Origin of the sequence: Enterococcus faecium, from assembly GCF_029023785.1 — a bacterium.
Taxonomy (GTDB): Bacteria; Bacillota; Bacilli; order Lactobacillales; family Enterococcaceae; genus Enterococcus_B; species Enterococcus_B faecium.
The window spans coordinates 2,171,730-2,196,034 of record NZ_CP118955.1 but is presented as its reverse complement, the minus strand read 5'-3'; the positions used below and the strand labels follow the sequence as shown (position 1 = coordinate 2,196,034).

Annotated in this window: 23 protein-coding genes and 1 riboswitch; of the genes, 16 read left to right on the top strand and 7 right to left on the bottom strand. The window is 38.2% G+C overall.

Going from position 1 to position 24,305, the window contains the following annotated elements:
* Nucleotides 1–22 precede the first annotated feature (22 nt).
* Nucleotides 23–730 (bottom strand): HAD family hydrolase, encoded by a 708-nt coding sequence (locus PYW34_RS10715; protein WP_002294563.1) that lies wholly within the window; start codon nt 728–730, stop codon nt 23–25.
* Between the two features lie 764 nt (nt 731–1,494).
* On the opposite strand from PYW34_RS10715, the gene spxA reads away from it, so the two are divergent.
* The 4 genes from spxA (at nt 1,495) to pepF (ending at nt 6,086) form a co-directional block, all read left to right on the top strand.
* Nucleotides 1,495–1,893: a transcriptional regulator SpxA gene (spxA, locus tag PYW34_RS10710; RefSeq protein WP_002296384.1), complete on the top strand. Its 399-nt coding sequence runs from the start codon at nt 1,495–1,497 to the stop codon at nt 1,891–1,893.
* A gap of 331 nt (nt 1,894–2,224) precedes the next feature.
* On the top strand, nt 2,225–2,878 hold the full coding sequence (locus PYW34_RS10705; RefSeq protein WP_002334553.1) for an adaptor protein MecA: 654 nt from the start codon (nt 2,225–2,227) through the stop codon (nt 2,876–2,878).
* Nucleotides 2,879–3,103: 225 nt separating this feature from the next.
* Nucleotides 3,104–4,102, top strand: a complete 999-nt coding sequence (locus tag PYW34_RS10700) for a competence protein CoiA (protein ID WP_002288958.1) — start codon at nt 3,104–3,106, stop codon at nt 4,100–4,102.
* Between the two features lie 175 nt (nt 4,103–4,277).
* Complete coding sequence (gene pepF / locus PYW34_RS10695; RefSeq protein ID WP_002288947.1) at nt 4,278–6,086, top strand: oligoendopeptidase F; 1,809 nt, start codon at nt 4,278–4,280, stop codon at nt 6,084–6,086.
* Nucleotides 6,087–6,164: 78 nt separating this feature from the next.
* Here pepF and PYW34_RS10690 read toward each other — a convergent pair whose 3' ends face one another.
* Nucleotides 6,165–6,842 (bottom strand): ClpXP adapter SpxH family protein, encoded by a 678-nt coding sequence (locus tag PYW34_RS10690; protein ID WP_002289850.1) that lies wholly within the window; start codon nt 6,840–6,842, stop codon nt 6,165–6,167.
* 117 nt (nt 6,843–6,959) lie between these two features.
* A complete protein-coding gene (locus tag PYW34_RS10685) occupies nt 6,960–7,535 on the bottom strand; it encodes a CYTH domain-containing protein (protein WP_002289849.1) in 576 nt (191 codons plus the stop codon).
* Nucleotides 7,536–7,665: 130 nt separating this feature from the next.
* Between PYW34_RS10685 and PYW34_RS10680 the strand changes: the two genes are divergently transcribed.
* The 4 genes from PYW34_RS10680 to mgtE are packed head-to-tail and all read left to right on the top strand — an operon-like array spanning nt 7,666 to nt 11,425.
* Nucleotides 7,666–8,370, top strand: coding sequence for a GTP pyrophosphokinase (locus PYW34_RS10680; RefSeq protein WP_002289848.1), 705 nt, complete (start codon nt 7,666–7,668; stop codon nt 8,368–8,370).
* The gene (locus PYW34_RS10675; RefSeq protein WP_002289847.1) at nt 8,348–9,145 is read left to right on the top strand and encodes an NAD kinase; all 798 of its coding nucleotides are present in this window, start codon (nt 8,348–8,350) and stop codon (nt 9,143–9,145) included. Before PYW34_RS10680 ends, PYW34_RS10675 begins: the two co-directional genes overlap by 23 nt.
* A gap of 1 nt (nt 9,146) precedes the next feature.
* Complete coding sequence (locus tag PYW34_RS10670; protein ID WP_002294562.1) at nt 9,147–10,046, top strand: RluA family pseudouridine synthase; 900 nt, start codon at nt 9,147–9,149, stop codon at nt 10,044–10,046.
* Between the two features lie 17 nt (nt 10,047–10,063).
* Nucleotides 10,064–11,425 carry a magnesium transporter gene (mgtE, locus tag PYW34_RS10665; RefSeq protein WP_002294561.1) on the top strand — a complete coding sequence of 454 codons (1,362 nt, stop codon included), beginning with the start codon at nt 10,064–10,066 and terminating at the stop codon, nt 11,423–11,425.
* 61 nt (nt 11,426–11,486) lie between these two features.
* On the opposite strand, the gene PYW34_RS10660 is transcribed toward mgtE, so the two are convergent.
* Nucleotides 11,487–12,128, bottom strand: a complete 642-nt coding sequence (locus PYW34_RS10660; protein WP_002294560.1) for a copper homeostasis protein CutC — start codon at nt 12,126–12,128, stop codon at nt 11,487–11,489.
* Between the two features lie 108 nt (nt 12,129–12,236).
* Here PYW34_RS10660 and PYW34_RS10655 point away from each other — a divergent pair, with 108 nt between their 5' ends.
* From PYW34_RS10655 to PYW34_RS10635, 5 genes are all read left to right on the top strand, one after another.
* Nucleotides 12,237–13,103, top strand: a complete 867-nt coding sequence (locus tag PYW34_RS10655) for a methyltransferase domain-containing protein (RefSeq protein ID WP_002294559.1) — start codon at nt 12,237–12,239, stop codon at nt 13,101–13,103.
* Nucleotides 13,104–13,323: 220 nt separating this feature from the next.
* Nucleotides 13,324–13,827, top strand: coding sequence for a tRNA (uridine(34)/cytosine(34)/5-carboxymethylaminomethyluridine(34)-2'-O)-methyltransferase TrmL (gene trmL / locus PYW34_RS10650; RefSeq protein ID WP_002289592.1), 504 nt, complete (start codon nt 13,324–13,326; stop codon nt 13,825–13,827).
* A 48-nt stretch (nt 13,828–13,875) separates the two neighbouring features.
* Complete coding sequence (locus PYW34_RS10645; protein ID WP_002294557.1) at nt 13,876–14,535, top strand: histidine phosphatase family protein; 660 nt, start codon at nt 13,876–13,878, stop codon at nt 14,533–14,535.
* Nucleotides 14,536–14,554: 19 nt separating this feature from the next.
* Nucleotides 14,555–17,143 (top strand): SF1B family DNA helicase RecD2, encoded by a 2,589-nt coding sequence (locus PYW34_RS10640; RefSeq protein WP_002289594.1) that lies wholly within the window; start codon nt 14,555–14,557, stop codon nt 17,141–17,143.
* 102 nt (nt 17,144–17,245) lie between these two features.
* Nucleotides 17,246–17,473: a hypothetical protein gene (locus PYW34_RS10635; protein ID WP_002289596.1), complete on the top strand. Its 228-nt coding sequence runs from the start codon at nt 17,246–17,248 to the stop codon at nt 17,471–17,473.
* A 109-nt stretch (nt 17,474–17,582) separates the two neighbouring features.
* Here PYW34_RS10635 and PYW34_RS10630 read toward each other — a convergent pair whose 3' ends face one another.
* Together PYW34_RS10630 and PYW34_RS10625 are read right to left on the bottom strand one after the other, a co-directional pair.
* Nucleotides 17,583–18,212, bottom strand: coding sequence for a response regulator (locus tag PYW34_RS10630; RefSeq protein WP_002289597.1), 630 nt, complete (start codon nt 18,210–18,212; stop codon nt 17,583–17,585).
* Nucleotides 18,209–19,318, bottom strand: coding sequence for a sensor histidine kinase (locus PYW34_RS10625; protein WP_002317394.1), 1,110 nt, complete (start codon nt 19,316–19,318; stop codon nt 18,209–18,211). The genes PYW34_RS10630 and PYW34_RS10625 overlap by 4 nt, the downstream gene beginning before the upstream one ends.
* Nucleotides 19,319–19,404: 86 nt before the next feature.
* Between PYW34_RS10625 and PYW34_RS10620 the strand changes: the two genes are divergently transcribed.
* From PYW34_RS10620 to PYW34_RS10610, 3 genes are read left to right on the top strand one after another with little or no spacing between them, the layout of a single operon-like run.
* Nucleotides 19,405–20,337, top strand: coding sequence for an ABC transporter ATP-binding protein (locus tag PYW34_RS10620; protein ID WP_002324227.1), 933 nt, complete (start codon nt 19,405–19,407; stop codon nt 20,335–20,337).
* 13 nt (nt 20,338–20,350) lie between these two features.
* Nucleotides 20,351–21,496 carry an ABC transporter permease gene (locus PYW34_RS10615; protein ID WP_002294551.1) on the top strand — a complete coding sequence of 382 codons (1,146 nt, stop codon included), beginning with the start codon at nt 20,351–20,353 and terminating at the stop codon, nt 21,494–21,496.
* Nucleotides 21,483–22,655 carry an ABC transporter permease gene (locus tag PYW34_RS10610; protein WP_002303131.1) on the top strand — a complete coding sequence of 391 codons (1,173 nt, stop codon included), beginning with the start codon at nt 21,483–21,485 and terminating at the stop codon, nt 22,653–22,655. Before PYW34_RS10615 ends, PYW34_RS10610 begins: the two co-directional genes overlap by 14 nt.
* Nucleotides 22,656–22,753: 98 nt before the next feature.
* Here the strand turns inward: PYW34_RS10610 and PYW34_RS10605 are convergent, their stop codons facing one another.
* Nucleotides 22,754–23,719 carry a diacylglycerol/lipid kinase family protein gene (locus tag PYW34_RS10605; RefSeq protein WP_002303130.1) on the bottom strand — a complete coding sequence of 322 codons (966 nt, stop codon included), beginning with the start codon at nt 23,717–23,719 and terminating at the stop codon, nt 22,754–22,756.
* A 537-nt stretch (nt 23,720–24,256) separates the two neighbouring features.
* Nucleotides 24,257–24,303: riboswitch (PreQ1 riboswitch) on the top strand.
* Nucleotides 24,304–24,305 lie beyond the last annotated feature (2 nt).

Below are 24,305 nucleotides of genomic sequence, written 5' to 3'. Positions count from 1 at the left end.
TTTTTATTTCTATTTTTAAAGGTTATACAAAGATTGTCTTCATTGTCTCTAACAGCTGATCAAAAGAAGAAATCTCGATATCGCAAATTGGAGTCTGTTCAATTTTGCGTTCTCGATGGTTGAACCAAAGCGCTTGCCAGTTAGCACTTTTTGCACCTAGAACATCATTGTCGTAATTATCGCCAACGTATAAGGTCTCTTCTGGAAGCATATGAAATTCTTTCTCAGCCAGCTGAAAAATCTCTTTTTCTGGTTTTTGGAAACCTGTTGCTTGAGAAATGAGCATATTGCGGGAAGGAATCCAATTGTTCAATTGAAGTTGCTTCAGTTTTTTTGTCTGATGGTCAGTCGGCCCATTTGTGATAATTCCTAATGGGACATTCTTTTCCTTCAAGAAATCGAGGGTTTTTTTGACCTCCTCATGCAAGCAGATATTATCAAGTTCTTCCTCGTAAATTTTTTGAAATAAGAGGCCATCTTCTTCCGTAATATGAGGGTAGTCTAAATCTTTTAGTGATTGGCTGATCCGATGTGCTCGCATATATTCTAGTGTCCAATCTCCTGCCATTACTTTTGGGAAGTTTTCATCACTATGATGGCGGAACCGGATATATAGTGGATGCATATCTGCATCTGAAACAAGCGGAACGACTCTTTTGACCGCGTTTCGAAATGGCTGCTGCTGATCATACATCGTATCATCAACATCAAACACAACTGATTTAATCAAAATTTTACACGCCTTTCGGTTTTCATTGATTTTTTCACAAATCCTTGACTATTGTAACAGAAAAAATTGTCTAAAAAAGCTGATAAATAAAGGTTTTTCTTACTATATTTCTATTTCCTTGACAGAATAAGGTTTTTATATTTCAGTTTTTTTCACTAAAAATCGTGAAACACGTCAATAAGTTTGATGAACAAATTAATCATTATGGTAGAAGTCGATTGATTTATTTTAATGCAATCTCTGTGGAATTTTCGAAAGATTTATTTTTTTAATACAGTCTCAATATAACTATTCAAACATAAAATAACGTTATTTGATTTATTTGTTTATAGTAAATTTTATTTAGTAATCATTGCTTTAAAATACTACGCTTATATAACAGAGAAAATAAGCGTTATAATAAAGAACAGTATTATTTAAAATGACAGAAAACATTACTATTAAAGAAATAAAAAACATAAAAAATCTTAAGAAATCGGTTTCATTTAGCTTTTGAGATAAAATAATAGTACAGTTTTATACGCTGTTTCATATGTTTAGAAAATTTGAATTAGATTTGAAAACTCTAATTTTTAAATGATAAAAAAAGCGAGAATGCTGGTTTTACTGTATATTAACCTTAGATAACTTTCATTTTTTTAAAAAAATTATGAAAAAAAGGTAGCTATTTAAAAGTTGATTATGTATAATAGAAACAGATGGGAGATTATTATGATCTTCTGTTACAAAAAAGTGATTCTTATCACGAAAAGGAGTGGTGCACGTTGTTAACATTATATACTTCCCCAAGTTGTACTTCCTGCAGAAAGGCTCGTGCGTGGTTGCAAGAACATCAGATTCCATTTGTTGAACGTAATATTTTTTCAGAACCATTGAACAGTTCTGAATTAAAAGCGATTTTACAAATGACAGAAGACGGAACAGAAGAAATCATCTCGACACGTTCCAAAGTATTCCAAAAACTGAACATGGATTTAGATGATCTGCCGTTACAAGAATTATTGGAACTTGTGCAAAACAATCCTGGATTGCTTCGCCGTCCAATCATGATTGATGATAAACGTCTGCAAGTTGGTTTTAATGAAGATGAAATTCGTCGGTTCCTACCGCGCGATGTACGACAATTAGAATTACGTCAAGCACAATTGATGGCTGGATTATAGAAGGATAATACGAAACTTGGAAAAGACTATTACAAAGATAGTTTTTCCAAGTTTTTTTGTTTTTACAAAAAGTATTCTTGATTAGATGTATAAAAAGGTAGTAGAAGATGATGATTGCACGAAAAATAGAGAGGGAAAATTAGCTGAAAAGTCGGCTATATAGTATTCGTCTGCCAAAAATGTTATAGTTAAATAAGATAGCTTGAAAGGTTGAAAAATCCGCTGGTTTTATTAAATTCGCTTAACAGCGAGATTTTTTTTCTTTACATTTAAGCTGATTTCGCTACAATGAATCTATATTAAACATTGTGGCAAAGTGAGGTGTAGCAAAATGGAAATGGAACATATTAATGAAAATACGATCCGTGTACTAATTGGTCATGAAGATTTAGAGGAACGGGGCGTTTCATTTTTGGATTTACTTGGCAATCACAAAGAAATCGAAAATTTCTTTTATAGTATTTTGGAAGAAGTTGATATCGAAGAGGAGTTCCGAGGAAGCGAAGCTGTCACTTTCCAAGTTTTGCCAAAAGGAGACGGATTAGAACTGTTTATCAGTAAAAATCTTCCGGATGAAGAAATTTCTCAATCAGAAGATTCTACTGTTGATTCAGAAGATGTGAGTGACTTTCTTCGTCAGCAGATTATTGGCAGCGATCCGGAGGAAGAATTATCTGGAAGCGCCCTAGAAGAACAGGAAAGACAAGCAACTTTTGCTTTTGAAGATTTTGAACAAGTGATCCAACTTGCAACAGATGTCGAACTAGAGTCTGCTTGGACTGATTTGTATTTATTCGAAGAGCGCTATTACCTAGTCGTTCACTTCTGGATGGAAAATCTCAACCAAGTGGATGTAGAGAATCAGATTGCTCGAATTTTGGAGTTTGCTGAAAAGAGCGATCGTACACCAGAAACATTGAATGAATATGGACAATGTCTGATGGCGCGTAATGCTATCGAGCGAACGAAATTTTATTTTGTATAAATCAGCATTATAGTAAGAGACTGTGACAAAAATTGTGTCGCAGTCTTTTTTTCGTATAAATGTGTTCAAAAGCTTGCATCTGCGGTAACAAGCCCAACCAAACGAAAAATATTGGGAACTATTTTTGTTTAGCTGTTCTTATTACTTGATGCAGAATAGCTTTTTCACGCCCTCTTTTTTCGTGTAAATAAATTCTTAGACGTAAATAAGTTCAGAGGGAGAAAAATGCTGCTTGCAATGAATGAATATAATAAGTGCTGTTTTGCTAAACATGCAGAAAAAGGAAAGAAATATTATTGTCGTGGCTGTCGAAAAAGAGTGATTTTGAAAAAGGGAAAGAAAAAATGTGCTCATTTTGCCCATCAAAAATCAGATAACTGTTCGGTCTTTAGTGAAAGAGAATCAAAAGAGCACTTACAGTTAAAGGAATGCTTCATGGATTGGCTGGGACAGTCAGTAGAACCAGTATTTTTGGAAGCCTATTTGCCGAGGTTGCGGCAAAGGCCGGATATTTTGTTGGCGAATCTAGCAATAGAAATCCAATGTTCTAGACTGTCTCACCAGAGATTTATTGAAAGAACCCAAAATTATTTGAATAACAGTTACCAAGTATGGTGGATACTTGGTAATTCTTTTCTTGGACAATCGCAATTCTCATTGATAGAAAAAAGTTGCTGCTACTATAATAGAAAAAGAGGAGTGCATTGCTGGAAAGCTGATCTCAAGAAACAAAAGCTTTATTTGTATCATCATATTACAGAGACTGTATCAGGGCATATTTCCTTTTGCAGTAGCTGCTGGACTTTTTCTAGTAGGGACCTTAAAGAAATATTCACTAGTAACGAAATTAAAATGAACCAAATGAAAAAAATAGAAAAAGTGAGTGAAGATGGGAAGAAATGGCTGACACGCCAACTTATTCACAAGCAAAAGAATACAGTATCCATACAAGAACAATGCTACTTGCGTCATAAACATCTTTTGCATCTATCATCGTGGATCTATCAAAAAAGTCGGTTTTTCTTTTATTTACAAGAACAGGTTTTTCTTTATCGAATGTTGTACGAAGAAGCCTTGGAAAACCAGAAAGTTCCTGATTTCAACTCATGGCTTTGCCAAATAAAAGAACATAAAAGGGAATGGCTTTTTCCTATGATTGATGAAGAGATGGTCTATCAGCAGTTTTTTAACGAATGCATACACTTGTCTTCTTTGAAAAAATAGTAAGTATAAAAATAGGCTAGGAATCGGTTTTCTATGTAAAACAAGATTTAGTTATGCTAAAATTGATGGAAGCAGACACATGAATGAGTAGAAAAGTTAGATGCTGTGACATGTGGATGTTAGACTATGATCTATTTTGATAGATAGAGCTAAGGGAAGAAAAGGAGTGGATTTCATGGAAGTAAAGCAGTTGCCAAAACGAGAAGAATTGCCTGAAAATTTAACTTGGGACTTGACCAAGATCTTTTCAAGCGACCAAGAGTTTGATGAGAAATATTTGGAATTATCAGAAGAGTTAAAACAATCTGAAAAACACAAAGGAACACTTGATCAAGGCGCTTCTCAATTTTTAAATGCGATTGAATTCGTATTGAGGGTTTATCGCCAAACTGAAGTCATTTATGTATATGCGCACCTTAAAAACGATCAAGACACTGGAAATACAGATTACCAAGCGCTTTATGCAAGAGCAAGCAGTCTGTTTTCGAAAGTTAGTGAAGCCGTTTCCTGGTTTGAACCAGAAATATTGCAATTGTCAGATGACCAGATTTGGCAATATTTCAAAGAAGAACCAAAATTGGAAGTCTATCGCCATTATATCCAGCAAATAGTAGATAATCGAGCCCATGTCTTATCTGCTGAGCAGGAATCTCTTCTTGCTGGAGCAGGTGAAATCTTTGATGCTTCAAGTGATACATTTGCTGTTTTGAATAATGCAGATCTAGTTTTTCCAACGATTGAAGGAGAAAATGGTGAAATAGTCCAATTATCTCATGGCGTGTATGGTCAGTTGCTAGAAAGCACGGATCGAAGGGTGCGCGAAGCAGCATTTAAGGGATTGTACAGTGTTTACGAACAATTTAGAAATACATTTGCTTCTACTTTAGGCACACATATAAAAGGACATAATTTTAAAGCGAAAGTCCGTAATTACAGCTCTGCCAGAGAAGCGTCTTTGAGCAATAATCATATTCCTGAAAGTGTATACGATACTTTGGTAGACGTGGTAAACAAGCATTTGCCTTTGTTACATCGATACATGGAATTACGGAAACGTTTATTAGAAGTGGAAAAACTGCACATGTATGATCTTTATACACCGGTCTTAGGGGAAGCTCCAATTACCTTTACGTACGAAGAAGCAAAAGAAAAAGCTTTAGAAGCACTGAAACCAATGGGTGAAGAATACATGGCCATCGTAGAAAAAGCATTCTCTGAACGTTGGATCGATGTTGTCGAAAATAAAGGGAAACGAAGCGGTGCTTATTCTTCGGGAAGCTATGACACAAATCCATATATTTTATTGAATTGGCATGATACGCTGGATCAGCTATTTACGCTTGTCCACGAAATGGGACATAGTGTTCATAGTTATTTCACTCGTTCGAACCAGCCTTATGTGTACGGCGACTACTCCATCTTTTTAGCAGAAATTGCTTCGACAACGAATGAAAATATCCTAACGGAGTATTTATTGGAAACAGAAAAAGACCCTCGTGTACGGGCTTATGTACTCAACCATTACTTGGATGGGTTTAAAGGAACAGTTTTCCGCCAGACACAATTCGCTGAATTCGAGCATTTCATGCATACGGAAGATGAAAAAGGTGTGCCATTGACTAGTGAATACCTAAGTGATAGTTATGGTAAATTGAATGCAAAATATTATGGTCCAGCAGTCGAAGAAGACCCAGAAATTAAATTCGAATGGTCACGGATACCGCATTTTTATTATAATTACTATGTTTTCCAATACTCGACTGGCTTTTCTGCTGCTTCAGCACTGGCGAAGAAAATACTAAACCAGGAACCAGAGGCACTAGAGAACTACTTGGCTTACCTAAAAGCAGGTAACAGCGATTATCCTGTGGAAGTAATGAAAAAAGCAGGAGTTGATATGACACAGGCTGCATATATTGAAGATGCAATGTCGATGTTTGAACAACGTCTAAATGAATTAGAAGAATTGATCGATCGTTTATAAGGCTTTCTATTTTTGATTTTCTCGAATAGAAACGAAAAAAATACGTCGGCTCTCTTGTAAGGGAGTCGACGTATTTTTTTAATTAGAAAGCAAGTGTAAATGGCTAGTTCTTGAATGGAACTGAGAATCATTTGTATGTAAATGTTCACCATTAAAAACTTGATATGAGTTATCTGTTGTTTTACACAGCTCTGTGATTCTCCAAAGGCTACTTGTACCTTTTACTTCTACTAAAACACCAAAATCACGGTCGCAGGCATAATTGTAAACGACTGCAGAAGGGTGTTTTGTGATGCCCATTTCCCGAGCAATTTTTTGATCAGAAAAGAATACTTCTTTAACGAAGTCAGACTGACGATCTTCTTTAAACATATTCAAATCGCCGCCGATTTCTTCAAATATGGATTCAGCAAGTTCTTGAGAATATGGTATGTCATTACAGCCGACTGCTTCTTGCAATTTGATCAAAAAACGGCGGCCTTTTTTCTTTCCTTGAAACTGCGCCGCTTTGCAGTCCAATGCTGCAGAATAAGTCATTGAGAATAAGTGATTACGTTCCTCAAGATTGTTCTGAGAAATTCCTTTTTGTTGCATGACATCCCCAATTGTCTGCAAATTGACCAAAGGAAGAAAGCGAAATTGCATCTTTTCTTTTGATGGTGTCCCGTACTCTTCTTCGATAAATTGTAATAACTGTTGTTCCATTTCGAAACAGTATTCCCCTAAAGGATTAACAAATAAATAGATTTCGATCATATGAATCTCCCCCAAAATAGATTCTATACAACTAGTGACTAGATTCTTTCACATCCTATAACTTAACAGAAAAAAGTAAAAAAATGAACTCAAGTGCCTTGTGAAAATGAAAGGTTTCTAATTTTTAGCTTCAAGCATACGTTGGATCTTGTTCTTAGCAGGACGATAAGGTAAAGAAAAACGTTTTAAAAAATTTATAAAAGCAATTTTTCCCACAGATGCATCCCCTACCTCTAGTTCCAGTTCAAAATCGTGTAGATTGTCTCCCCAGCTTTCATCAATAGCTAAAAGTCCTTCTTCAATAGGGAATTCAGCCCGTTTTGTTGTAAGCTTTCCGGTTTGGATTAATGAAGCAGGATCGATATTCAAATCAGAAAGTTTTTGAAAAACTGCGCCTGAACGAGGCAGACGTTTTTCGAAGATAAATGCTTCTGCTTCTTCTGTTATAAAGGTATCCGTTGTTTCGAGACGCCCTTTTTCAGCAGGTGTTTTTAATGTATATTCAGCTTGATGACCAACGAAACGGATCCGTAGGCCACAATTTTGTTTCTTCAGCTGTTCATCAACGGTATCGAAATAAATATTAGTCTGTACACGGAAATCTTTATCTGTTAATTGATAGTGAGCGATGAATATCTCGTACTCTTGCTTTGTCAGCATAGATTTATATTCGATTTCAAGCATTTGTGTCATTTGATCGACTCCTTTTTGTCTATTTTGCCTAATTTTCTTTTTTTGGTCAATGCATAAATCAAGAGTACGAAAAAACTTTGCATATATGGTAGAATAAACAATGAATGTTAATGAAGTAGAGGTATCAGCTATGGAACGAGATTGGGAAGCATTTTTAGCACCATATGAACAAACTGTATCAGAATTGAAAGTGAAACTGCGGGGGATCCGCAAACAGTTCCGTGAACAAAATCGACATGTCCCGATTGAATTTGTCACTGGGAGAGTCAAGCCAGTCGATAGTATTGTAACAAAATCACAATTACGGCATATTCCAATGGGACGTTTAGAAGAAGAAATGTCTGATATTGCCGGGTTAAGGATCATGTGTCAGTTTGTAGAAGATATCCATCAAGTTGTTGAGATCATCCGTAAAAGAAAAGACATGAAAGTTCTCCAAGAACGAGATTACATCACAAATAAAAAAGCAAGTGGCTACCGTTCTTATCATCTGGTGATCGAGTATCCTGTACAGCTGATCAGCGGTGAGAAGAAAATTTTGGCGGAAATCCAGATTCGGACTCTTGCGATGAATTTCTGGGCAACGATTGAGCATTCGCTGAATTATAAATATCAAGGCGTTTTTCCAGAAGAAATGAGTGAACGACTTCAGCGTGCGGCAGAAGCTGCCTATCAGTTGGATGAAGAGATGTCCAGTATCCGTGAAGAAATCCAAGAAGCACAGCGGTTATTCTCCCATGGAAGAGGAAAATCAGATGATGTCTACTATCGAACGCTTTTGAAGAAAGAAAGCGAAAGAGAGGAGGCAGGGGATGAAAGTAGCGATCGTTCATAATAAAGAAGCAAAGACTATAGAAGTGACAGAACGTTTGAACGCACTTTTAGAACAAGCAGGGATTCAACGAGATGATCATGAGCCAGAATTGGTCATCTCAGTCGGCGGAGACGGCACATTATTGTCGGCGTTCCATCACTACAGTCATTGTCTGAATGATGTGCGTTTCTTGGGCGTGCATACAGGTCATTTAGGGTTTTACACGGATTGGCGGGATTACGAGCTGGAAGAACTAGTAGACAGCTTACGAACGAACCGGGAACAAAGTGTTAGTTATCCCTTGCTGGATGTTCGGATCAGTTATTTGGATGAAACACCGGACCAGCATTTTTTAGCACTGAATGAATCAACGATTAAACGGGCCAATCGTACGATGGTAGCCGATGTATACATCAAAAACGAGCTGTTTGAAAGTTTTAGAGGAGATGGATTGACGATTTCTACGCCTACTGGTTCGACAGCATATAATAAAAGTGTCGGCGGTGCTGTGATCCATCCTAGTATCAATGCCTTTCAGTTGGCAGAGATTGCTTCACTGAATAATCGAGTGTTTCGTACTTTGGGTTCTCCGATCGTGATTGCCCATGATGAATGGCTAGAAATAAAATTGGAAAATACAGAAGATTATCTTGTAACGGTTGATCAATTGAATGTCGCAAAAGCAAATATCCGCTCAATTTATTATCGAATAGCAGAAGAACGGATCCATTTTGCTTCTTATCGACATATGCATTTTTGGCATCGTGTGAAAGATGCCTTTATTAGTGAGGATTGATATGCAGTTTACATGGGATTATGAGAAAGATCATTCTCAGCAAGTAAAATATTTTTTAAAAGAAAAAGGGATCTCAAAGGGTCTGTTAGCGAAAATAAAATTTCAAGGCGGTCAAATCAAAGTTAATGATCAAGTAGAAAATGTCTTGTTTTCTCTAGCTAAGGATGATAAGGTAACCATTGTGATTCCTGCTGAAGGAGAACATGAAACCGTACTTTTGGATGAAACACCGATCGATATCGTGTATGAAGATGAACACGTTCTGGTAGTAAATAAACCAGCAGGCGTTTCGTCTATTCCTGCCCAATACCATCCAAATGGGACAATGGCTAATCGTGTAAAGGCTTATTATAAAAAACAAGGTTACGAAAACCAAGTAATCCATGTGGTGACGCGACTAGATCGGGATACATCTGGTTTGATGCTTTTTGCAAAGCATGGATTTGCGCACGCAAAATTAGATATGCAACTTCGTGAAAAGAAGTTTGTGAAAAAATATCAGGCCTTAGTCAGTGGAAGGCTTTCAGATTTATCGGCACATGGACATATCGATTTGCCGATCGCCCGAGATTATTCTTCGCTATTGAAGCGAATGGTCTCTGATGAAGGACGTTCGGCACAGACTGAGTACTGGATAGAGAAGCGACTAACAGAAATCGCGTTAGTTGATATCCAGCTGCATACAGGAAGGACACATCAAATAAGAGTTCATTTTTCCGCAATTGGCTGTGCCCTGCTCGGTGATGATATGTATGGCGGGCGAATGGATCTGGGAATAAAAAGACAAGCCCTTCATTGTTATGATCTGCGTTTTTACCATCCATTTACAGAAGAGTTGCTGGAGTTCAAGCAGCCTTTAGCCGCAGACATGGAGGCAGTTGTGAGACGGTTTGAAGAATAAGGCGAGGTGAGATTGGTTTGGATGAAAATCAAGAATTAGAGGAAAGATTTGCCCAGTTGACTCAAGATTTAAGGGAAAATAATATTCAGGCATTCAGAAACAGTTTTTTAGAGATGCATATCTATGAGCAGGGGCAATTCTACCAATCTCTTACAGAAGAGAACAGGCAGCTGATCTATTCCTATCTGTCGCCTAAAGAATTAGCGGATATGTTCGATGTGATTGAAGAAGACAACGAACATATGAAAGAATACCTAGATGAAATGCGTCCTAGCTATGCAGCTGATATGCTTTCTGAGATGTATACAGATAATGCTGTTGACTTGCTTAATACGCTGGATAAAAAGCAAATTGCTAAATATTTAAGTTTGATGTCGGCAGACGATGCCAGTGAAATCAAGGAACTTCTCCATTACGAGGATGAAACGGCTGGCGCGATCATGACAACTGAATTTGTTTCGATCGTAGCCAATCAAACTGTTCGCTCTGCGATGTACGTGCTGAAGAACGAAGCAGATGTAGCTGAAACAATCTATTACATCTATGTCGTTAATCAAGAAGGTCAGCTAGTAGGGGTTATTTCTCTGCGCGACCTAATCGTGAATGATGACGACGCAATGATTTCTGATCTGATGAGCGAACGAGTGCTTTCAGTTCATGTAGGCGACGACCAAGAAGATGTGGCACAAACATTTAGAGATTATGACTTCTTAGCTCTTCCTGTTACCGATTATGATGATCATTTGTTAGGAATCGTCACAGTCGATGATATCATCGACGTTATTGATGATGAAGCTGCTAGCGATTATTCAGGACTTGCCGGGGTCAATGTGGAAGAAATTAATGAAAATCCAGTAAAGGCAGCGTCTCGACGTTTGCCTTGGCTGATCACTCTGTTGTTTTTAGGTATGTCGACCGCTTCTTTAATCAGTCACTATGAAGACTTGGTAAGTGAAGCGAGTATTTTAGCAGTCTTCATTTCGCTGATTACAGGAACTGCCGGTAATGCTGGAACCCAGTCGCTAGCTGTGGCTGTTCGTCGACTTGCGATTTCTGATGAGAAAGATCATGGATTTGTTCGACTTGTTTTGGCTGAAGTCTTGACCGGCGTTGTCACAGGAGCTGTTACGGGGATCACGATTTTTCTAATCGTAGGTTTTTGGAAACATAATTTTATCTTGGGGTTTGTCATAGGGATGGCTATGCTATTTGCAATCACAGTGGCGAATCTTGCAGGTAGTTTAATCCCGATGCTAATGGATCGTCTAGGATTTGATCCAGCAGTAGCAAGCGGTCCCTTTATCACGACTTTGAGCGATTTGACGAGTGTACTGATTTATTTCAATATTGCTTCTTTATTTATGGGCTATTTTATGTAAAAAAACAAAAACATTTGCAATAAGCATTATGCCTGTTGCAAATGTTTTTTTGTTTATAAGATTATAACTGAAGATCCACGATTTTGGTTCCGTGTACTTCGCTTACGTTCAATTCTTTAGCTACATGTGCTGCATTCTCTGCAGTGACACCACCACCAGGCAAAATGATTAAGCGGCCATCTGTATAGGCAATCAATTCTTTAAGCCGTGGGAAATTTTCTACAATAGTTTTGTCAGCAGGACCGCCATGAGTCAAGATACGGTCAACACCATGTTCTACCAGCCAATCGATTGCTTCGAATTGCCGATCTTCAGGAATACTGTCAAAAGCCATATGGAAGGTGATCTGCAACCCTTCTGCTGTTTCGATCAATAGTTCTAAGGCCTCTTCGTCTAGCCAGCCTGAAGGAGTAAGACAACCAAATACTACGCCATCCGTCCCTAATTTCTTTGCTTCAATCAAATCAGTATGCATGATTTTCAATTCGATATCGTTATAGACGAAGTCGCCCCCTCTAGGACGAATAATCGTCATTACGGGGATATCTTTTTCCCCAGCATAACTTAACGTTTCTTCGATCACACCAGTACTCGGGGTTGTGCCACCGACCGCTAAGTTGTCACACAATTCGATCCGATCGGCTCCTCTAGCAATTGCTAGAGGAATAGATGTGTAGTTTTCAGCGCAAAATTCTTTGATCATCTAATCTTCTCCTTTATCTTTCACTTTCTTCTAGGCATTGTATCATATTTTTAGCAGTTGCCAAAGTGAGCATCTAACGGTAAGATAAAACAGAAATGAGGGGGAACTATGTTAAAAAAAATTGACCGAGGACGCCAGTTTTTGGCAGAAAATCATCAGCTGTTCCGCTGTCCGGTTTGCCAAGAAGAAGTAAAAAAGTCTGATAATGGCTTGATATGCAAAAATAATCACCGTTTTGACCTTTCCAAAAAAGGAACACTTTATTTTTTATCCCATGCGGTTAAAACAGAATACGATCAAGGAATGTTCGTTCCAAGGCGTAGAATGATCCAATCTGGCATGTATCAGCCCGTTATTGAGACTATTGCGCAGCATTTACCTGAAGAAGTCTCGCTATTAGATGTTGGCTGCGGAGAAGGTAGCTTCTTGAATGAACTTTCAAAATTGAAAAAGATTCAAAATGCTGTTGGATTTGATATTTCAAAAGAAGGAGTCTACGCAGCTACAGAACAATCTGCCGAAGCATTTTGGTGTGTAGCTGATTTGACCAATTTGCCGTTTGCTGATCAAACATTCAACGCGGTTTTAAATATCTTTTCGCCTTCTCATTACCAAGAATTCCAACGTGTACTCTCAGAAGATGGAGAAGTGTTGAAGGTGGTGCCACAAGAAAATTATTTAAAGGAACTACGTCAGGCTTTTTATCCGAATCAACCTGAAAAACAGAGTTATTCCAATGAACGTGTAGTAGCCAAGTTTGCTGAAGCAATGAAATTAACTGAACGTCAGCGTGTAACCTATGAATTTGAGATACCAGAGGAAAATCAAAAAGATCTTTTGGCCATGTCACCTTTAGAATGGCAGGTAGAAGAGCGAATCAAAGCAGACTTATATAAGAATCCTTTGAAGAAGATTACAATTGACATAGAATTATTAAAAGGAACTAAGAGAAAACGTTTTTCTAGCAGTTTTTAATGAGTAGAGGTTGCAAAAAAAAGTTGAGGGTGTTATATTAGCAACAAGTTGTTTTTTCATTGGTTTTTATCAGGTTCCTGTTCTGATAAAAGTTAGTGAGAAGAGCTTCACTAACGTAACGACTCGCAGTGACTGACACCGAGTTGATACGTTTTTTTTTATGCAAAAATCAAATTGTCAGAAAATAGAAACGAACATAAATATGAGAGGAATGATCCTGATGAATCATATCGTTTTATTTGAACCATTAATCCCTGCAAACACTGGAAATATTGCCCGTACGTGTGCAGCCACGAATACTCCGCTTCATTTAATCGAGCCACTAGGTTTTTCAACTGATGACAAACATCTAAAACGGGCAGGGTTGGATTATTGGAATGATGTAAATATTACTTACCACAGTAATTTAGAAGCTTTTTTAACATTTTTAGGTAATCGTAAACTACATTTGATCTCAAAATTTGCCCATAAAGTATATAGTGACGAAAATTTTGCTGATGGAGAAGAGCACTTCTTTTTATTTGGAAAAGAAACAACCGGTTTGCCAGAAACATTTATGCGTGAAAACGAAGAAAAGTGTTTACGCATCCCTATGAATGATGAGCATGTCCGCTCATTGAATTTATCGAATACAGCTGCAATGATAGTGTATGAAGCACTTCGCCAGCAAGGATTCCCTAATTTAGAATTGACGCATCACTATGAAAATGACAAGCTGGATTAGACAGTTTATTATAGAGTAAAATAAAAGAAAGACAGGAGTTTGCTGCGTATGGAACTATATTTTACCCGACATGGGAAGACACAATGGAATCAGGAAAGACGTTTTCAAGGGAGCAATGGCGATTCTCCGCTTTTGCCACAAAGTTACGAAGAAATCAAAGCATTTGGGAAAAAGGTAAAATATGTTCCTTTTAAAGCAATTTATTCCAGTACAGCAAAGCGAGCACGTGATACAGCAGAAGGTATCAACAAAGAGCTTGCTCGTCCGGTAGAGATTTTTTATACAGATAAGCTAAGAGAACTAGGGCTGGGTACTTTAGAAGGTCAGTCGATCGATGAAATGTACCAGAAATATCCGGATAATCTGCCGAATTTGCGTAATCATTTAGATCTGTATGATCCTTCTCCTTTTCACGGAGAAACGATTGAATCGGCAATCACACGTATCGAAACTGTTGTAGCAGATGCGGTTGCCCAACATAAAGATGGCCCACTTTTATTCGTAGGACATGGAGCTTCTTTAACTGCAGCCATTCAATGGATGACAGGAAAAGAGCTAAGTGAGTTGCGTGAAATGGGTGGATTGTTCAATAGTAGTTTGACGATTTTAGAGACTGAAGAGCCTTGCAGATTATTGCCATATGAACTGAAAGTATGGAACCAAACAGATTTTTTAGGAACTGAAACAGCACCAGAACCTTTACTATAGAAGAAGGAGGCGGCTTCCGATGCAGCCAGAAGAAATGCCTTATTTCGTTGGTACAGTTGCCGCGATTTTTTTTCAAAATCCTAGTAATTTTTACAAAGTGCTTTTGGTACACATCAGTGAAACCACAGCTGATTACCGTGAAAAAGAGATTGTAGTCACCGGAAGTTTCGGCGATATTCAAGAAAATGAGACTTATCGTTTTTATGGAGAATTAGTGGATCATCCTAAATACGGAAGGCAGCTTAAACTCGAAAGATATGAGCAAGAAAAGCCAACAACTGCAAATGGGATCGTAGCGTATCTTTCCAGCGAAAAATTCCCAGGAATCGGGAAGAAAACAGCAGAAAAAATTGTAGAATTGCTGGGAGAAGATGCTATCGAAAAAATCATTGCTGATCCTTCGGTATTAAAACAAATCTCCGGTTTGACGAAGCCAAAAAGAGAAATGCTTGCTGAGACGATTCGGCTAAACCACGGGATGGATCAAGTGATCATGGGACTGAATCGTTACGGGTTCGGTAGTCAGTTAGCTTTCAGTATCTACCAGGCCTATAAGAACGAGTCTTTGGATATCATCGAAGAAAATCCGTACCAGCTAGTCGAAGACATAGAAGGAATCGGGTTCAAACGTGCAGATAATCTAGCCGAACAAATCGGTATTGCAGCAGATTCACCGAGAAGAATTCGAGCAGCTATCTTGCATCAGATTTTTCAGCATGCAGTTCAAACAGGAGATACATACGTACCGGCGGAGACATTGCTTCAGCAAACGATCCGTATTTTAGAAACAAGTCGCCCAATTGAAATCCAGCCTGATCAGGTTGCTACTGTAATTATCCAACTTGTTGAAGAAGGAAAGATACAACAAGAAGAGACTAATCTTTACGAAAACAGTTTGTACTTTTCTGAATGGGGGATCGGTAATTCGATCCAGCGCCTTCTCAGTCGTAAAAAAGAAATCCATTATCCTGAAAAAGAAGTGCAGAAGAATATTCGGCGTATCGAAAAAATATTCGGCATACAGTATGGACCTTCGCAAGAACAAGCTATCGCTGAAGCAATCCGTTCCCCTCTATTTATTTTAACAGGAGGACCAGGTACGGGGAAAACTACTGTGATCAACGGAATCGTCAATCTTTTTGCAGAGTTGAACGGACTGGAATTGGATCCTTCAAAATATACCCAAGAAATTTTTCCTATTCTACTTGCAGCACCAACTGGCCGAGCAGCTAAACGAATGAACGAAACGACAGGTCTGCCTGCCAGTACGATCCATCGTCTTCTGGGGCTGAATGGACGGGAAAAAACACCTTCAGTCAGTACGAAAGAATTAGAAGGCGGACTTTTGATTGTTGATGAGATGTCTATGGTCGATACATGGCTGGCTAACACATTATTCAAAGCGATTCCGACGAATATGCAAGTTATCTTAGTAGGAGACAAAGATCAGCTTCCCTCTGTCGGTCCTGGTCAAGTACTCCATGATCTTTTGGAAATCGAACAAATTCCCAAAATGGAACTCAATCAGATTTATCGGCAAGGTGATGGTTCTAGTATTATTCCTCTTGCCCATGAGATCAAAGAAGGACGTCTGCCAAAAGATTTCACAAAGAATCAAAAAGATCGTTCCTATTTCCGAAGTGATGCTTATCAAATTGAACCCTTGATCTCTAAAATTGTGGAAAAAGCGAAAAATAAGGGATTCCGTGCACAAGATATCCAAGTATTAGCACCAATGTATCGGGGACCTGCAGGGATCGATGCGTTAAATAAAATGATGCAGGAGATATTCAATCCAGGGAAACCTGGAAAAAAGGAAGTACATTGGAACGACACCGTTTATCGGATAGGAGACAAAGTCCTCCAATTAGTCAATACTCCCGAATTGAATGTATTCAATGGAGATATGGGAGAAATCACGGGTATCATCTTGGCAAAAGATTCTGAAGATAAAGTGGATGAATTAGTTATCCAGTTTGATGCAAATGAGGTCACTTATAAAAGAAACGAATGGAATAAAATCACTCTTTCTTATTGTTGCTCAATCCATAAATCACAAGGCAGTGAATTCAAGATGGTTATTTTGCCCATGGTCCATCAATATCAGCGGATGCTTCAGCGTAATTTGCTCTACACGGCAGTGACTCGCAGTAAGGAACTGTTGATTTTGTTAGGGGAAGAGCAAGCCTATGTCACTTGTGTAGCGAATGAATCAGCAAGCCGGATGACTACGTTGAAATCAAGGATCATGGATAATGATAAAATGAATATCACTCTCCGGACCAAACTAGCAGCTTATGAAGATTCTTTGGTCGGAAATGATCCATTTGAAGATGGGAACTATACAAAAGAGCCACGGGTTGTAAAAGAAAAGCTACCTGTAGAAGATGACAGTGGGACGAATGAAACGAAAAACCAAGTAATGGAAACAGTGGAACCAGATCTGTTTTCTTCATTTGTTGGAGAAGAAAAGAAAGAAGAGGTAGAACCTGCTGTTTCTAAAGATTTCGTTCTTACAGCAGAAGTGATCGATAACCAGTTAGTAGATCCGATGATTGGTATGGAAAACAGTTCTCCCTACGATTTTATACCGGCAAAAAATGCTTGATTTTAAAGATGAGAAATAGCTAAAAATGATCGTTGGTTAGCGTTTTCTTTTGTTTTTTCAGTGTGATATGCTAAGCTGAAATCAAAAGGGGGGCGTTACTTTATGGCTAAAGAAACCGAAGATAAATTAGCGAAATTAGCAAAAGAATCTGGCAATGACTTTAAAAAGTTAGATGAGATGGAAAAAGAATTCAAATTGAATGAAAGTCCTGATGTAGAACGAGACGATCGTGAAGAATCAAAACTAGAAAAAACGTTAGACAAGGCGCCTATTTTTCCGCCTAACACGCCGAACAATCCAACGAATCCTGGCAGCCCTGCGAATCCTTGATTCTTTCAATCGTGAGGAAATGGTTTGCGGGACAATTGAATAGAAGATGTGAAAAAAACCTGAATGATGCGAAGGAGCATCATTCAGGTTTTTTTGTGTTAGATAAGACTTATTGCAAATGCTGATAAAAATAGATAGCCAATTGCGTGCGATCCCGTAAATCTAGCTTTTCTAGTAATTGGCTGATGTAATTGCGAACAGTGCCGTCACTCAAGTACAAGGCATCTGCAATTTCTTTATTGTTTTTCCCGGCAGCTACTTCTTTGATGATTGCAAGCTCACGTTCACTAAAAGAAGCATAAGCATGACTATCAATCGTCGGTTTATTCTTCATCATTTGAGTGAAAGTCTCGATGATTTCATTACCAAATACGGCCTGTCCATTATAAGCGGATTTGACAGAAGGAATAATCGCTTGCAAGTTCTGTTTGATTAAATACCCTTTGACACCGATGGAAAATGCTTCGCGGATGTATTCTTCATCTTTGAATGTCGTCAAAAGCAAAAGGATGGCTTTGGGAAATTTAGCCAAAATTTCTTTGGCAGCATCGATGCCCGTTTGTTTAGGCATGCGGATGTCCGTCAGCAAAACATCGGGACGATGGGTTTCGTATAAGACTAGCGCATCCTTGGCACAATGACCAATGCCTAACACACGGATCTCTTTCGTGCTTTCTAAAATGGTTTGTAACGATTTCGTCACAAATGGATCATCATCAATAATGACTACTGTTATCATTGGTGTCCCTCCCTTGGTAAAATGATCGTTAACTGAAATTGCTGGTTTTCTTGGAAAATATGGACTTGTCCCTTTTGTTCTTGAACACGTTGACGCATCGTTTTCAAACCAATACCGGGAGCAGAATTTTTTTGTGGGCTGGTGCCATCATTCGTGATTTGCAAGCGATAAAAGGCCGGCAACGTTCGAAAATGTAAAACAACGGTTTTGGCATGACTATGTTTGATACTGTTGGTTAAGGCTTCTTTGATGACCATTAAGAAGCAGTTTTGCTGCGTTTCATTCAATCCTTCAAACAAGTTTCCTTCAATCGTAACAGAAGAAGGAAAATCAGCGATCAGAAACTCTAAGGAGTGTTGAAAAGAGATCGATGTCTCATGGAGGTCATGGACACTTTGACGAATCCGATCCATCCCAGTGTGAACGGTGGCACTTAAATTTTCTAATGGTTCTTTTAGTTTTGGTTCTTGATTGATCATTTCAAGCGCACCAATTTGTAAAATCGCACTTGACAGCAGATGACCGACATTGTCATGGATGTCTCGGGCAATTCGGTTCCGTTCTTCCACAATTTGCAAGGCTAATTGTGTTTCTTGTGACAGGGCCAATGCTTTATTTTGTTCCGATAACTCTTGTTGTTTTTCCCAATGAGTATCTTTGGAGACAATGTACTTTTTCTCAAGATCGGTCGTTCGTTGATCTTTTTTTCGTAAGTAAAAGGAAAAAAACAGCAAAATTACGACAAAGGCGACCTTGATGGGGGGATGATTACCAACCGTCGAAATCAACAAAAAACCTAACAAAAACAAGTAATCAAGGTGGCTTTCTTCAGGGGCGATCACTCGCATCGTCGCTGGCAGAAACAGGACAAGATCAGGTAAAAAGGCACATAAAAGAAATAGAATAACTTGGAAAATCCAATTTGGCTTTGTAGGCAGTAAATAACTGACACCAGTGAATAAAACGGCGATCAATAAATAGATAACTTGCATAGCAACGAATCCTTGACTTACCAGCAAAAGCAATGAGATAACCAGTAGAAAGCTAGTTTCGTTGAGTAGCCGAGATTTATGCATAGCAGACTCCTTCATTGTGACAAATGTCATGTGTGGTTTAGCCAATCGTCACTAGTTTCTTTTCTTGCACTTTATTATAGTCAGATCAACAAGAAATTTGGAAGGAGTTTTTCATGATGATTATCGAAATTGATAAATTAGTCAAACGCTATGGAGATTTTGTAGCATTGAATCATTTTGATCTGCAAGTACAAGAAGGAGAAGTCTTAGGTCTGTTAGGACCAAACGGCAGTGGGAAATCGACTGCCATCAACTGTATGCTTTCTTTGTTAAATTATGACAAAGGAACCATTAAATTGTTCGGGACAACAATGACTCCTGAAAATTATGCTGTCAAGGCAATGATTGGGGTCGTTCCTCAAGACGTTGCGGTCTTTGACGAACTAAGTGTGCAAGAAAATATCGATTATTTTTGCGGTTTATATGTTTCCGAAAAAGAGAAAAGGAAAGCCTTGATTGAAGAGGTGATTCAATTAGTGGGATTAGAAAAATATGTTTCGTTTCGTCCAGGAGAACTTAGTGGTGGCTTGAAACGTCGGTTGAACATCGCATGTGGGATTGCCCACAAGCCGCGGTTAATTTTTTTAGATGAGCCGACAGTAGCTGTAGACCCCCAAAGTCGGAATAAAATTTTAGAAAGTATCAAGGAGCTGAATCGACAAGGAGCAACCATTGTCTATACAACACATTACATGGAAGAAGTAGAAATTCTTTGCGACCAGATCGTGATCATGGATCAAGGACAGGTGATTGCTAAAGGAACCAAAGAATCTCTAAAAGATATGGTACGGACGGCGGATCGTTTGACGATCGACATCCCATTACTCCCAGAAAACGTGTTGTCAGCGATTCAGCGAACAATAGCTTCTGATGGAATCGCTTATAAAAAAGGTCAGCTCCAAGTAACAACTACTGAACTAAATACAGTATTGTTGCCGATTCTTACAATCTTACAAGAAGAAAAGATCAGTTACGGAAAAATAGCAACCAAAGAAGCGTCCTTGAATGATGTCTTTTTAGAGATTACTGGCAAGGATTTGAGAGACTAGAGGAGGGGAAATAATGTTTTGGCATTTTTATAAATATCGCACAAAAATACTGCTGCGAAATAAATCCATGTTGTTTTGGACATTGGCCTTTCCAATTCTTTTAGGATTGATGTTTATGGCGGCCTTTGGCGAGATTGATCAAGGTGGCAATCTCGAAACGATTAATACTGGAATTGTAATCAAAGCGGATCAAACAGCGCTTTCGGAAAATTTTACCACAGTCTTAGAACAAGTCGAAGTCAATGATAAACCATTATTTGAAGTACAGGAACTATCGGAAGTAGAAGCGAATGAAAAGCTAAATGCAGATGATTTGGCTGGTTTTTATCTCATTGATGGTTCATCTGTTTCGCTCCATGTGGGTCAAGCAGGAATGAGTCAGACGTTGATGAAAAACGTCATGGATCAATTTTTACAGCGTATTGGTATAATTTCGAGTAAAGTGGCAGAAGTGGAGAACGTTGATCTCGCGCCCATCATGACTGTTTTTGAACAAGAAGTATCTTTTCAAGAAGTTCATGCAGGTCGTAATATGAGTTTCAAAAGTTTTTATTTCTTCACTCTGATTGGAATGGCGATTCTCTACGGGACGATGTGGGGGGTCCGCAATGTACAGGATCAGCAAGCAAATCAATCGTCAAATGGTATTCGCTTGTCCTTGATTCCTAGAAAGCAATCGTTAGTTTCAATCGCTAATTTGGCAGCAAGCTTTACGATTGTTTTGACAGAGATTTATATTATGTTAGCTGTCTTTCGTTTTATCTATCAAGTAGACTTTGGTGAACGTTGGCAATGGTTGATGATTGTTACCGCTCTGGGGTCGTTGTGTGCGATTTTGTTAGGTACATTGGTTGGTAATTTGATACCAAAAATGAATCTGGTGCAAAAGGATAGCATCTTGATTTCAGTGACGATTGCGATGAGCTTTTTTGCTGGTATGATGGGGTCGGAACAAGTGAAGTATTGGATTGATCTTCATATTCCGATTGTTGGTCAATTAAATCTCGTCAACTTGATCAGCGAAAGTTTGTATAAACTTTATTTCTACACTGATTTGGCTAGTTTTTATACCAATCTTCTATGGTTGATCGGATTTATTTTCCTTTTTGCGTTAGGAAATGCTTGGATGGAAAGAGGGGTGCGTTATGACGCTTTATAAAACGATTTGGACATTGCTTAAAGCAAATAAATCGAATTTACTGATAGGTGTAATTATCACTGTTGTTGCCACATTCTTTTTTGCGCAAAATATTGATGTTGAAAATACCTCTCTGCAAGATGCGAAAATCGCCTTGATTAGTGAAGAAGAGTCGCCTGTAGTCGATGGCCTTCGTAAATATTTGAATGACAAGGAAACAGTCGTTACATTGGATGGAACCTCACAAAAAGAAATCGATGATGCTCTTTATTTTAATCGTGTAAACATTATCTTACATCTGCCTGCAGACTTTACCGAACAAGTCGAAGTAGGAAAGATGCCGACGATCAAGATACAGAGTCGCCCAGATGCCTTTTCTAAAACAGTTGTTACACAGCAAGTGAACACCTTTTTGCAAACACTGATTCTGTTTCAAGAAGAAGATAAAACAATCGATGCAGCTATGGAACAGACACAAATGGCACTCTCGGTTACTGGAGAAGTTGAGCTAAGTGCGGGATATAGTCAGCGGATGAAAAAGCTGTTGACGGGCACAACCTTTAATTTCTTGTCTTATGGGTTGTTTCTATCCATTTTTAGCGGTTTCAGCGTCATCAATCTAGCGTTTAATCGCAAAGAGATCAGTAAACGAAACCAGAGTGCGCCCATTACCAAACGAAACTTGAATCGCAAAGTAACCTTTAGTTTGATTAGTTACTCGCTGCTGTTGTTCAGTGGCTTCTTACTTCTAATGGTTCTGTTAGTGATCCACACCTCGTGGGATATAACGGTATGGTATCATATTTTAAATACTTTCTTGTTTTTATTGCCGATCATTAGCTTTTCGGCTTGTATCACTTCATTGGTAAAAAACTCAGAAACCAGCGGTGGGATCAAAGATATTTTTATCACAGGCAGTTGCTTTATCGGTGGGGTGTTTGTACCAGCAGAATACTTGCCAGAAATGGTTAGCAAAATAGCGGCATTCACACCAACATATTGGTTTGTTCAAAATAATAACTTGATCAGTGAAACACTCAGTTACAATCAAACATTTGCAGAATCTTTTTGGTTCAATGGTTGTGTCTTAGTTGCTTTTGCTGCGGTGTTTTCAATGATCCAATTTATTTTGGGTAAAGAAAGAAACTATCGATGGCAACCCAATTGGGCAAAGAATTAACTGCATAGTAAAAAAAGGACTGTGACAAAAGTCGTGTCACAGTCCTTTTTTCCGAATAAACGGTGTTCCAGATGTAGCTTCTGACAAAACCTCTTTTATTAACACCAAAACAACTGTTTAGTTGTGGTTATTGTGATATCAAAAGGTCGTTTTTCCATTTCTTCTCCATCTTCTTGACCATGTTGCGGTGTTGTTGAAACGATACGTAATCTGTTTGTTGTGTAGTGATGGAAATATTTCGATTTCAATTGTTTTTTCTGTATAAGTAAAAGAATGAGCCACAAGATTTTAAAGAAATTGATTCGTTCGACCACGACAAAATCAATGACTGGTTTAGACGCATCAGCAGTTGGAACAATCGCGATTCCTCCGCCAAAAAAAGGATGCTTCGTTGCTGTACATAAAAATGCGTTTGAAAAACTTAATTGTTTTCCTCCTGCATCTACCAGAATTGGAAATCCTTTTTGAGTGAATAAAGCACGGAGAATAGAGAATAAATACGAAAATGATCCTAAGTTGTATTTGTTCAATCGCTTTTTTGTGGAAGAATGATTTGTCGCATGGACGATAGCTGCATCTAATCCTATACCGAAATTATTAACAGCTATTCCTTTTTTTTCACTTATTTTTTCTTCATAAGCCATTATGTGGACTTTTTCTGGTGATTGAGCTGCTAAAATCAGCTGAAGTCCTTTTTTGGGATTTTTTGGAAGGCCTGCCCCTCGAGCAAAATCATCTCCAGAACCTGCTGGAATATAAGCAACTGGGAATTCTACTTCCATCTGATAGAAAGTATCAAGTACCTGATGTAAGGTGCCGTCACCTCCTACGATGATCAAAAGGGGGAAAGTATCGATTGTTTTCTGTTCTTCTTCTATCCAAGGAATCAATGTTTCTTTTGCCAAAGTTTCAGCAATCTCAGCATCGTGTCCTTTGTATTCACTATAATGAAGTGTATAGTCAATATGCTTATTTTTTAATACCGGTAAAATTCTTTCTGCTACTTTATAGCCATTTCCGCTGCCTGCCGATGGATTGATCAATATATGATAATGGAATTTCATGATTTCCTCCTGCTATTCAATAAAACAAGATATTTTAATACTCCTGTTTGCTGGTTAACCAATAATTAGCAAGCTTTTTCTATTTTTTGAATGAAAGAAACTTGTTTTTTCAAAAAAATCTGTTACAAAATTAATTCTTGGTTATTATAGCAGAAGTCTAGGAAAATGAAAAAGGTCCGAAGACCGAAAAACACAAAAAAGCCTAGCAAGCGCATGATCCATTACTTACGTAAGGAGAAGTTCCAAGGTTCGGCATGTCCACTTAGATCTTCAGCTGCTTGCTAGACCGTTCTCTAGTAAGAGGTTGCTCAAATTCCCACATCCTTTTTTATTTATTTAAGTTTCACAACAATTCTGTTCTTGCAGATCCTACTTCGTCTGCTTTACTGGGAATTCTTATGACCCCTTACACTTACTTTATACCATATCCCACGATTTTTAGCAAACGTTTACATTGTTTAAGCTTTTGCTTTTTTAAAAGCAGATAAGACGGATTGAAATAAATGAAAAGTCTGTTATAATTATTGTTTGTTTCACATAACCGCGGTTCATCAACCATCCCGCGTTAAAAAAACTAGGAGAAAAG